At 68.4% G+C, this 10,557-nt stretch carries 12 protein-coding genes; 11 read left to right on the plus strand and 1 reads right to left on the minus strand.

All coding sequences use genetic code 11. From position 1 onward, the window contains the following. On the minus strand, positions 1 to 486 hold the full coding sequence (locus tag Adu01nite_RS05050; RefSeq protein WP_203725285.1) for a flagellar protein FlgN: 486 nt from the start codon (positions 484 to 486) through the stop codon (positions 1 to 3). Between the two features lie 250 nt (positions 487 to 736). Here Adu01nite_RS05050 and Adu01nite_RS48370 point away from each other — a divergent pair, with 250 nt between their 5' ends. From Adu01nite_RS48370 to Adu01nite_RS05105, 11 genes are all read left to right on the plus strand, one after another. Next, complete coding sequence (locus Adu01nite_RS48370; protein ID WP_203725286.1) at positions 737 to 2,041, plus strand: flagellin N-terminal helical domain-containing protein; 1,305 nt, start codon at positions 737 to 739, stop codon at positions 2,039 to 2,041. Between the two features lie 118 nt (positions 2,042 to 2,159). Next, a complete protein-coding gene (fliD, locus tag Adu01nite_RS05060) occupies positions 2,160 to 3,569 on the plus strand; it encodes a flagellar filament capping protein FliD (RefSeq protein WP_203725288.1) in 1,410 nt (469 codons plus the stop codon). 27 nt (positions 3,570 to 3,596) lie between these two features. Beyond that, positions 3,597 to 3,977 carry a flagellar export chaperone FliS gene (gene fliS, locus Adu01nite_RS05065; RefSeq protein ID WP_203725289.1) on the plus strand — a complete coding sequence of 127 codons (381 nt, stop codon included), beginning with the start codon at positions 3,597 to 3,599 and terminating at the stop codon, positions 3,975 to 3,977. A 2-nt stretch (positions 3,978 to 3,979) separates the two neighbouring features. Beyond that, positions 3,980 to 4,306, plus strand: a complete 327-nt coding sequence (locus tag Adu01nite_RS05070) for a hypothetical protein (RefSeq protein WP_203725291.1) — start codon at positions 3,980 to 3,982, stop codon at positions 4,304 to 4,306. 183 nt (positions 4,307 to 4,489) lie between these two features. Further along, positions 4,490 to 4,837 carry a flagellar basal body rod protein FlgB gene (gene flgB, locus Adu01nite_RS05075; RefSeq protein ID WP_203725293.1) on the plus strand — a complete coding sequence of 116 codons (348 nt, stop codon included), beginning with the start codon at positions 4,490 to 4,492 and terminating at the stop codon, positions 4,835 to 4,837. 3 nt (positions 4,838 to 4,840) lie between these two features. After that, entirely contained in the window at positions 4,841 to 5,233 is a 393-nt protein-coding gene (locus Adu01nite_RS05080; protein ID WP_203725295.1) for a flagellar basal body rod protein FlgC, read from the plus strand. 5 nt (positions 5,234 to 5,238) lie between these two features. Continuing rightward, positions 5,239 to 5,586, plus strand: a complete 348-nt coding sequence (gene fliE / locus Adu01nite_RS05085) for a flagellar hook-basal body complex protein FliE (protein WP_203725297.1) — start codon at positions 5,239 to 5,241, stop codon at positions 5,584 to 5,586. Position 5,587: 1 nt separating this feature from the next. Continuing rightward, the gene (gene fliF, locus Adu01nite_RS05090) at positions 5,588 to 7,213 is read left to right on the plus strand and encodes a flagellar basal-body MS-ring/collar protein FliF (RefSeq protein ID WP_203725299.1); all 1,626 of its coding nucleotides are present in this window, start codon (positions 5,588 to 5,590) and stop codon (positions 7,211 to 7,213) included. A gap of 120 nt (positions 7,214 to 7,333) precedes the next feature. Next, positions 7,334 to 8,329, plus strand: coding sequence for a flagellar motor switch protein FliG (gene fliG / locus Adu01nite_RS05095; protein WP_239132141.1), 996 nt, complete (start codon positions 7,334 to 7,336; stop codon positions 8,327 to 8,329). After that, positions 8,313 to 8,990, plus strand: a complete 678-nt coding sequence (locus Adu01nite_RS05100; protein ID WP_203725302.1) for a FliH/SctL family protein — start codon at positions 8,313 to 8,315, stop codon at positions 8,988 to 8,990. The genes fliG and Adu01nite_RS05100 overlap by 17 nt, the downstream gene beginning before the upstream one ends. 24 nt (positions 8,991 to 9,014) lie before the next feature. Continuing rightward, on the plus strand, positions 9,015 to 10,322 hold the full coding sequence (locus tag Adu01nite_RS05105) for a FliI/YscN family ATPase (RefSeq protein ID WP_203725303.1): 1,308 nt from the start codon (positions 9,015 to 9,017) through the stop codon (positions 10,320 to 10,322). Positions 10,323 to 10,557: the final 235 nt, after the last annotated feature.

The raw sequence follows: 10,557 nt of genomic DNA on the forward strand, positions 1-10,557 counted from the left end.
TCAGATCGCCTCATCAACCAGGCTGGAGCGGCGCACGCCGCCGGTAACGGTCTGGCCCTGCGGTCCGTACGTTTCCACAGTTTCCGCGAACGCGAGCATGGTTTCGCGGGCTGCGCGCTGGCCGGCGGTGAGCAGGTCGCGGTTGACGTCGGCGAGGGCGCTGATCTCGGAGGTCAGCATCAGAAAAGCCTTGCGGTGCTGGTGCAACAGGTCCGACCAGGGCGGCGGGGCGGCGTCGGCCAGCTCACCGAGGGAGGCCTCCGCGCCGAGTCCGAGCTCGACCGCGACGTCCTGCGCGTAGGCGGCCCGGATGACCTCGGTCTGCCGGATCTGGTCCAGCACGACCTCGACCTCGCGGGTGGCGTGGCTGAGCCAGCGCGAGCGGTTGGACGCGAGGAGCAGCTGCTCCTCCTCCAGCTTGAACAGCAGCATCTCCAGCAGCTCACGTGATCGCCACAGGACGCTGGCCAGGTCGGTCAGGCTCACCCTGGTCCTCCGTCTCGGTGTCGGGCACACCCCCTAGACATGCCCGCTCATTCGGACAGGTCGGCATGTCCGGCGTTCCGCTGAGGAATTTCGCCCGATCACCTCATTTCACGTTTCTTCGGGTTTGCCGGAAAAGCATGAAGAAATCTCAGAGACTGCTCATGACCGTCGGCGCCACGCCGAACGGACCCGGCGTATCGCCACGGCTCATGGATGGGCCGGAAAGACCCCGCTCAAGGAGGAAAAACCCATGGGTCTCCGCATCAACCAGAACATCGCCGCGCAGAACGCCTACCGCAACCTGTCGGTCACCGACAACCAGATGTCGAAGTCGCTGGAGAAGCTGTCCAGTGGTTTCCGCATCAACCGGGCGGCGGACGACGCGGCCGGTCTCTCGATCTCCGAGGGCCTGCGCTCCCAGATCGGCGGTCTCAAGGTCGCGGTGCGCAACACCCAGGACGGCGTCAGCGTCGCGCAGACCGCTGAAGGTGCGCTCAACGAGGTCACCTCGATCCTGCAGCGCATGCGTGATCTCTCGGTCCAGGCGTCCAACGCCGGCGCCACCGACTCGGACGCCGCGGCTGCCGCCAACAAGGAAATGACGCAGCTGAACGCCGAGCTCGACCGGATCGGTGACACCACCGCGTTCGGCAAGCAGAAGCTGCTCGACGGCAACTTCGGCGCCACCAAGCAGACGAAGGTCGCCACCGACGGCAGCAACTCGGTCGGCTCCGTCACCAACGCCGACGGCAACACCGTCGCCGCGGCCCTGCCGGCCGGCGCCCAGGCCGACTGGAAGTTCAGCGTCACCCAGGTCAACGGCCTGACCAAGGCGCCGGACGGCACCGACCTCTCGGCCGGCCTCGAGATCAACGTCAAGGCGGTCGCGGCCGACGCCACCCCGCAGGACCTGGCCAAGGCCGTGAACGCGGGCATCGAGGCCGCGCTCAAGGACCACGGTTTCCAGGGCAACGAGCTCGCCATGACGGCGAAGGTGGACAGCACCAGCGTCGCCACGCTGCAGTTCAAGGGCAACGGCGCGTTCGCGATCGACGCCTCCGACGCCAGCGCCACGTTCCTGACCACGGCCGCCGACGTCAGTGGCGGCAGCGTCAACGCCGGCGGTATGGGCATGGACCTGACCACCGCGGTCGAGGACAGCGGCGGCAACAAGGGTTCGTTCCAGGTCGGCGCGAACGCCAAGCAGAAGATCAACATCGCGGTCGGCGCGGTGGACGCGGAGACCCTGGGCACCGCGGCGCTCGACCTCACCAAGGACCCGGACGCCGCGATCGGGATCCTCGACAAGGCACTCCAGTCGGTCTCCGACTCGCGCGCCACGCTCGGTGCCTACCAGAACCGCTTCGAGCACACCATCAACAACCTCAACGTCGCGGTGGAGAACCTGTCCGCGTCGGAGTCACGCATCCGGGACACCGACATGGCGCAGGAGATGGTGTCCTTCACCCGGTCGCAGATCCTGACCCAGGCCGGCACCTCGATGCTGTCCCAGGCCAACCAGTCGGCGCAGAACGTTCTCTCGCTGCTCCGCTAACCGATTTGCCACCGGCCTGAACTGAAAACGTACCGCTCACGGCCGAATAGGTGGGGGTAGCCAGGCAGATCGCCACGGCTGCCCCCGCTTTCTTTTCCGCACCGAAAGGCAGGCCACCGTGACCAGCTCTGTTGACGGCCTCGTCAGTGGTCTCAGCACGTCGTCCATGATCACCCAGCTGATGTCGGTCGAGGCCCAGCCGCAGAACCGACTCAAGGCCAAGGTGACGACGGCGCAGACCGCCGTGGCCTCCTACCAGTCGGTCAACACCAAGGCCGCCGCCCTCAAGAACGCCGGTGACGCACTCAGCCAGCTCAGCACGTGGCGCTCGATCAAGGCGACCTCGAGCTCGACCTCGGTCACCGCGAGCACGTCCAGCAACCTCAACTCCTCGACCGGCAGCCTGACCTTCAACGTCACCGCGCTGGCGAGCAAGCAGTCCACCACGATGAAGGTGTCGACCACCCTCGTCGACAGCGACAACGACGGCAAGACCGACAACCCGACCCCCCTGAACGTCCCCGACTCGATCACGCTCACCAAGGGCACGTACGACTCGAACGGCGTCTTCACCGGCTCGGGCACCCCGGTCAGCATCGACATCAGCGCGGACAAGTCGGCGGCCGGTATCGCCAAGGCCATCAACGCGGCCGGCGCGGGCGCCTCCGCCTACGTGATGAAGACCGGCGACGACGAGGGTGTCCTGCAGATCAACAGCTCGGCCTCGGGGGCAGCCAACGGCTTCCAGATCGACGGCCTCGACACCGCGGGCGTGAACGGCGAATCGCCGGCCACCACGTACGCGAAGGACGCAACCCTCGAGGTCGCCGGCGGCGGTGGCACCTCCTACACCGTCAACAGCAGCACCAACACCTTCAGCAACCTGATGGCCGGCGTCACCCTGGTGGTGTCGAAGGAAGAGAACAACGTCACGGTCGACGTCGCCAACGACAACGGGGCGATCGCCGACAAGTTCCAGGCGCTGGTCGACTCGGCCAACGCCATGCTGAGCGAGATCGGCAACCAGACCGCCTACGACCCCTCCACCAAGAAGGGCTCGCCGCTGACCGGCGACTTCGCGGTCCGGGACATGTCGCAGAAGATCCTCAGCGGGGTCAGCACCGGCCTGAGCTGGAAGACCCAGAAGGATGCCGGCGAGGACGTCTCGGCGAAGATCAAGAGCCTCAAGGAGCTGGGCATCGAGCTCGACTCCACCGGGCAGCTGAGCTTCGACCGGGCCCGGTTCCTGAACACGTACACCACCGACCCGGCCCGGGCCAAGGAAGCCGGCATGGCGCTCGGCGACAAGTTCGAGGCCCTGGGCGACGCGATGACGACCAACCTCAAGTCGGTCATCACCGGGCGCAACAACGAGATCACCAGCCTCAACGACCAGATCGACAACTGGGACGTACGCCTCAAGGCCAAGCGTGAGGCACTCCAGAAGCAGTACTCCGACCTCGAGGTCAGCCTCGGCAAGCTCAAGGACCAGTCCAACTGGCTCTCCGGCCAACTCGCCGGCCTCTGACCCGTTCGCCCTTGACCGAGGAGACCGATGACCGCGCCGCATCTGCGTGACCGCTACCTGCAGGATTCCGTCAACACCGCTTCGCCCGGCAAACTGCTGATCATGCTGTACGACCGCCTGGTGCTCGACCTCGGTCAGGCCGAGCAGGCCCTGGCCGCGCAGGAGCGGGAGGTGGCGCACGAGAAGATCACCCACGCCCAGGAGATCGTCATCGAGCTGCGTACCAGCCTGGACGTCGACGCCTGGTCCGGTGCGCCGGCCCTGGCCAACATCTACGGCTGGATGCTCACCGAGCTGATCGGGGCCAACATCGCCCGGGATGCCGCGCGGGTCAAGGCCATCCGCGAACTCGCCGAGCCGCTGCGCGACACCTGGCGGGAGGCGGCCGCCGCGGCGGTCGCGGGCTGACCATGACCTCGGACGGTGGCTGGAACGGCGCCTGGGTCGCGGCCCTGGACGAGCTGGAGCTGGATGTGGTCCGCATCGAGACGATGCTGGCCGACGAGCGACGGCACGCCGAGACCCCGCCGGCCGATCTCTGGAAGCCGCCCACCGAGCTCGGCGCCCTGCCGCTGGAGCTCAAGCCTCGGGCCGACGAGATCCTCACCCGCCAGCTCAAGGCGGCCCAGGAGATCGCGCGAAGGCTCACGGCGAACCGCAAACAGACCGCGATGACCGCCCGGATCGAGACCGGCGAGGCGGTCAAGCGCCCCGTCTACGTCGACCGGGCCATGTAAACCGCATACGAACGACGTCCCGGAGCCCCGCCAAGGGCTCCGGGACGTTTTTGCGTGTGCAACCTCGCAGCAACCGTTTCGCGCTCAGCGGATTAACGGTCAGGCCGAACTGCATGGTACGAGCGACGGAACGCTCACCGAACTGCCACGGATCGGCGCCTTGACGGACTCCAAGGAGCTGCTGTGTTCGACGATCTCTCGGTCTCTTCGCTCCGCGTCGCCGCCTCGGGTCTCGCCGCCCGGCAGACGGCCATCGCGAACAACATCGCAAACATCGAAACCCCCGGCTACCGGGCCCGTAAGGTGGAATTCGAGCAGGCGCTGCACGGCGCGATCGCCCGGGGCGACTCGCCCTCGAGCGTTTCCCCGAGCCTCCAGGACTCCCTGGAGCCCACCCGGCTCAACGGCAGCAACGTCAACCTCGACGAGGAGACGCTGTCGCACATCGACACCACGATGCGCTACCAGCTGACGCTGCGGGCCATGGACACCAAGTACTCGATGCTGCGCGACGCGATCAAGGGGGCCTGATAGATGAGCACGTTCAACGCGATCGGTGTGGCCGGTTCCGGCGTGACCGTCTACCGCAAGTGGCTCGACGCCGTCTCCGACAACATCGCCAACGTGGACACCGTCACCCGTACGTCCGAGAAGGCCTTCCAGGCGCGGTACGTCGTCGCCCAGGAGGCGGCGGACGGCAACGGCGCCCAGGTCGGTGGGGTTGCCTTCGGCAGTGCGCAGGGCATCGTCACCTACGACCCGGACAACCCGCTGGCCGACAACCAGGGTTACGTCCGCCGGCCCGACATCGACCTGGGCGGCCAGATGGCCCAGATGATGATGGCTCAGCGCGCCTACCAGGCGAATCTCGCGGTCGTCGACCGCGCCAAGGACTCCTACGCCGCCGCGATCAACCTGGGGAAGTGAGCTAGATGACCTCGCCGATCAGCGCCATCAGCGGTCTTTCGTCGATCGGTGGCCTGGATGCCGTCTCCGGCGTCGCCGGCCTCGGTGGGTCGACCCCCGCGACCAACGCCGCCGAGGCGGTCAACGGCCCGAGCGAAAGCTTCACCAGCATGCTGTCCAAGGGTCTGGAGAGCGTGCAGGCCTCGCAGGCGAAGTCCGACGACCTCGCGGTGCAGGTCGCCGACGGCACCCTGAAGGACCCGGCGCAGTACACGATGGCCGCGACCGAGGCCCAGCTCGGCCTCCAGCTGACGCTGGCCGTGCGCAACAAGGCCGTGGAAGCCTTCCAAGAGATCATGAGGATGCAGGCCTGACATGACGGACCGCCTTCCCGCTCCGGTTCGCCGCATCACGGACACCTTCCGGTCCTTCACCCCGGGTCAGAAGGCCGTCACGATCGCGGCGGTGGTTGCTCTGTGCGTCGGTGCCTACTTCTTCGCCACCTGGGCGTCGAAGCCGACGTACTCGATCCTGTTCAACAACCTGTCGACCAAGGACGCCAGCGCGATCGTCGAATCGCTGCAGAAGTCCGGCACGAGCTACGAGCTCGCCAACGACGGGCAGACGGTCATGGTGCCGCAGGACCAGGTCAACAACCTGCGCCTGGCGCTGAGCTCGGAGGGCCTGCCCGGCGACGCCGGCACCGGCTACTCGTTGCTCGACCAGCAGGGGATCACCACGAGCGACTTCATGCAGCACACGAACTATCAGCGGGCACTCGAAGGCGAGCTCTCCAACACGATCAAGTCGATCGACGGTGTCGAGGCGGCCACGGTGCACCTCGTCATCCCGCAGAAGGACGTCTTCTCCGACGACCAGGACCAGCCGACCGCGTCCGTCCTGGTCGCGTCCAGCTCGACCTCGCCGTTGAGCAGCCAGCAGGTGCAGGCCATCGTGCACCTGGTCGCCTCCAGTGTCGAAGGCCTGGACCCGACCGAGGTCACCGTGGCCGGCGCGGACGGCAAGATCCTCTCGACCGGCGGTGGTGCGGCCGTCGGCACCGGCGGGGACAGCGGCAACGAGGGACAGACCGTCGCCTTCCAGAACCGGATGAACAACTCGCTGCAGAACATGCTGGACAGCGTGGTCGGTCCCGGGCACGCGGTGGTCACCACCACCGCCGAGCTGGACTTCGACCAGACCGCCACCACCAGCAAGTCGTACAACTCCGACCCGTCGCTGCCCGCGCTCTCGGAGAGCAACAACCGCGAGGCGTACAACGGCGCCGGCAACTGCGCCGGCGGCGTCCTCGGCCCGGACAACATCTCCGGCCCCGGTTGCTCGGCCGGAAGCAGTTCCTCCGGCACCGGCCAGTACGAGAACAGCCAGACCGTCCGCAACAACGCGATCAACGAGACCAACGAGGTCCGCAAGAGCGCGCCCGGCAGCATCAAGAAGCTCAACGTCGCCGTCCTGCTGGACAGCACCGTCGCCGGCACCGTCGACCCGGCCCAGGTGCAGCAGTTGGTCAGCGCGGCGGCCGGCATCGACGCCACCCGCGGCGACACCATCGCGGTCAGCGCCATGCCGTTCGACACCAGCGCCGCCCAGCAGGCTCAGCAGGCGCTGAGCGCCGCCACGGTGGCCGAGCAGTCGGCCAAGCAGCTGACGATGATCAAGACCGGCGCCCTCGCCGCGATCGTGCTGGCGCTGCTCTTCCTCGCCTGGCGGGCGACCCGCCGCTCCAAGAAGCGCAAGGCCCTGACCCCGGAGGAGCGTAAGCACCTGGAGGACATGCAGGCCGCCCTCGAACAGCAGCGCCTCGCCGAGCTGAACAGCGCGATCCCCGCGCAGATGCTCGAAGCCGCCCCGGAGCGCTACTCGGACGGGGAAGCTCGCGAGGAACGCGTGCGGGAGATCGAGCAGATGGTCCAGGATCAGCCTGAGGAGATGGCAGTGCTGCTGCGCGGCTGGCTTGCCGCCGACGCGCCCGTCCACTGACCTGAAAGGCGGTCGGCTTCCGCCGGCCGCCCTTTCGCTCCGCTTGGTAACGCAAGACGAGTTTCGCCGACGGGCTGAGGAGAGTACGCGTTGAGCACACCGCAGCTAACGACGCTGTCGATGACGGGCGTGCGCAAGGCCGCGATCATGCTGGTCCAGTTCGGCAAGGAACACTCCGCGCAGATCCTGGGCAACATGTCGGAGAAAGAGGTCGAGATGATCTCGGCCGAGATCGCCCGGCTGGGCAAGCTCGAACCGACCGTCGTCGACGACGTGATGGACGAGTTCTACGCCATGGCGACCACCCGGTACGCCGGTTCCGGCGGCATGGACTACGCCCGTGAGCTGCTCGAAGCCTCGCTCGGCAAGGAACGCGCGGCCCTGATCCTGGACCGCCTCGAAGCCTCGATGAACGACATCCCGTTCAACTTCCTCAGCCACGCCGACCCCCGGCAGCTGCTCTCCTACGTGCAGTACGAGCACCCGCAGACGATCGCGCTGATCCTCGCGCACATCCCGGCCGCACTCGCCTCGGCGATCCTGGCCGGCCTCTCGCTCGAAGTGCAGACCGAGGTGGCGCACCGGATCGCGGTGATGGACCGCACCTCCCCCGAGATCATCCGCCAGGTCGAGGCGGCCCTGCAGCGCAAGCTCTCCACCGTGCTCCAGCCGGATGAGCTCTCCACGATCGGCGGCCTGCAGCCACTGGTCGAGATCATCAACCGCGCCGACCGAACCACCGAGCGACTCATCCTGGAGGCCCTGGACGCCCGCAGCCCCGAGCTGGCCGAGGAGATCCGGCGCCGGATGTTCATGTTCGAGGACATCGTCAACCTCGAGGACCGCGCCGTGCAGCTGGTGCTGCGGCAGGTCGAACCGGCCGACCTGGCCACCGCGCTCAAAGGTGTACCGGAGACCGTCCGCGACAAGATCACCAAGAACCTCTCCGAGCGCGGCCGGGAGAACCTCATCGAGGAGATCGACCTGCTCGGCCCGGTCAAGGTCAAGATGGTCGAGGAGGCCCAGGCGAAGATCGTCTCGGTGATCCGCTCGCTCGAGGACTCCGGCCAGATCGAGGTCCAGCGCGGCGGCGAGGCCGATGAGCTCATCGCCTGAAGCTCCCCAACCCTTCCTGCGCGGCACATCCGCCGATTCCGCCGAGTCGGCCCGCTTCGCGGTCGACCTGCGACAGGACAAACCCGGGTCCGGCGGCGGCATGTCGGCGAAGGCCCGGGAAGAAGCCCGAGTTGCCGGGTACGCCGAGGGCTGGGCCCAGGGGCAACGCGAGGCCGCGGCCGCCGCCGAGGACTCGGCGGCCCGCGCCCGCGCCGCCGAACAGGCGCACGAGCAGCGCCGCAACGCCGCCCTGGCGCAGGCGGTGAACGCGCTCGGCCGGGCGGTCACCGCGATGGAGACCCAGCTCATGCCGACCTTCACCGAGCTGCAGGAGGTGGTGCTCGCGCACGCCTTCGAGCTGGCCGAGGCGATCATCGGCCGCACCCTGGACGATCCGCAGCGCCGCGGCGCCGACGCCCTGCGGCGGGCGATGGCGGCCGCACCCGACACCGGCGCGCTGGTCGTCAGCCTCTGCCCCGACGACTACCAGACACTGATCGGCGACGGCCAGTCCGACTTCGACCACGAGGGGCGCCGGGTAAGCCTGCGCCCCGACCCCAAGCTGCGCCCCGGCGACGCGATCGCCGACACCGGCATGGCGTCGGTGGACGCCACCATCGGGGCGGCGGTGGAGCGCGCCCGAGAGGCGCTGCGGATCTAGCGGCGCCCGCCTTTGGAGGCAACCATGACCGACCTGTTCCGGCACCGGATGAGCGCCGCGGTGACCGCTGCCCAACCACTCACCCGCGGCCGGGTCACCGGCGCCGTCGGCCTGCGGGTCACCGTGAGCGGGCTGCAGGCCCGGGTCGGCGACCTGGTGCAGATGGGTGACGGCGCGGAGGCGATCTACGCCGAGGTGGCCGCGCTCGACGGCCCGCACCTGTCCTGCCTGCCGCTGGGCCCGCTGACCGGGATCGGCACCGGCACACCGGTGACCAACACCGGCGGCCCGCTGCGGGTGGCGGTCGGCCCCGACCTGCGCGGTCGCATCCTGGACGGGCTGGGCCGCCCGATGGACGGCGGCCCACCGCTGCGCGGCGAGTTGGTCAGCATCGAGGCGGCACCGCCATCAGCGATGGAACGCCAGCTGGTCGACAAGCCGATGCCCTTGGGCGTACGAGTCCTGGACACGCTCGTGCCCTGCGGCCGAGGTCAGCGCATCGGCATCTTCGCCGGCTCCGGCGTGGGCAAGTCCAGCCTGATGAGCATGATCACCCGAGGCACCTCCGCCGAGATCAACGTGGTGGCCCTGGTCGGCGAGCGAGGCCGAGAGGTACGCGAGTTCATCGAACACGATCTGGGCCCCGAGGGCCTGGCCCGTTCAGTAGTGGTGATCGCAACCTCGGATGCAGCACCCCTGGTGCGGTTGCGGGCCGGCTCGGTGGCCACCCGGATCGCCGAGTACTACCGGGACGACGGCCACGACGTGCTGCTCCTGATGGACAGCGTGACCCGAGCGGCGATGGCGCAGCGTGAGGTCGGCCTGTCGGTCGGCGAGCCACCGGCCACCCGGGGATATCCGCCGTCGGTCTTCGCCATGCTCGCCTCGCTGCTGGAGCGGGCCGGCCCCGGCGCCCGTGGCAGCATCACCGGCCTCTACACGGTGCTGGTGGAGGGCGACGATCACAACGAGCCGATCGCCGACGCGGCCCGCTCAATCCTGGACGGCCACGTGGTCCTGGACCGAAAACTGGCTACAGCAGGCCACTTCCCAGCAATCCAGGCCCTCGACTCCATCTCCCGAGTAGCCAACAGAATCACCACAAAAGAACAGCGCTCCGACGCAACCGAGCTACGCCGCCTGATGGCAGCCCACCGAGAGGTGCGAGAGCTGGTGGAGATCGGCGCCTACGTGCCCGGTACAAACCCGGAGGCCGACAGGGCAAACGCTCTGTGGCCCTATATAACTGCGTTCCTGCGCCAGGACATGGACGAGAAAATCACCCAGGATGAGGCTTGGGCCCAGCTACACGCCGTCGTAACGGCCAGCTAAACCCGGCGCGGGGCTGGGCTAGGCGGCGTACTCGCGGGGTGCGGGGCTGGGCTGGGCGGCGCACTCACCGGGCGCGGGGCTGAGCTGGGCGGGATGCTTGCGGGGTGCGGGCTGAGCTGGGCGGCCCACTCACCGGGCGCGGGGTTGGGCTGGGCGGCGCGCTCACCGGGCGCGGGGCTGAGGCGGGCGGAATGCTCGCGGGGTATTGGTTGGGCTGGGCGGTGCACTCACCGGG

It is taken from the genome of Paractinoplanes durhamensis (genome assembly GCF_016862175.1).
GTDB lineage: Bacteria > Actinomycetota > Actinomycetes > Mycobacteriales > Micromonosporaceae > Actinoplanes > Actinoplanes durhamensis.

Bases quoted from the DNA above. Each gene is read 5' to 3' on its own strand.
- Adu01nite_RS48370 (WP_203725286.1), top strand. From the start codon at position 737: ATGGGTCTCCGCATCAACCAGAACATCGCCGCGCAGAACGCCTACCGC.
- fliS (WP_203725289.1), top strand. From the start codon at position 3,597: ATGACCGCGCCGCATCTGCGTGACCGCTACCTGCAGGATTCCGTCAAC.
- Adu01nite_RS05070 (WP_203725291.1), top strand. From the start codon at position 3,980: ATGACCTCGGACGGTGGCTGGAACGGCGCCTGGGTCGCGGCCCTGGAC.
- Adu01nite_RS05080 (WP_203725295.1), top strand. From the start codon at position 4,841: ATGAGCACGTTCAACGCGATCGGTGTGGCCGGTTCCGGCGTGACCGTC.
- fliE (WP_203725297.1), top strand. From the start codon at position 5,239: ATGACCTCGCCGATCAGCGCCATCAGCGGTCTTTCGTCGATCGGTGGC.
- fliF (WP_203725299.1), top strand. From the start codon at position 5,588: ATGACGGACCGCCTTCCCGCTCCGGTTCGCCGCATCACGGACACCTTC.
- fliG (WP_239132141.1), top strand. From the start codon at position 7,334: ATGACGGGCGTGCGCAAGGCCGCGATCATGCTGGTCCAGTTCGGCAAG.
- Adu01nite_RS05100 (WP_203725302.1), top strand. From the start codon at position 8,313: ATGAGCTCATCGCCTGAAGCTCCCCAACCCTTCCTGCGCGGCACATCC.
- Adu01nite_RS05105 (WP_203725303.1), top strand. From the start codon at position 9,015: ATGACCGACCTGTTCCGGCACCGGATGAGCGCCGCGGTGACCGCTGCC.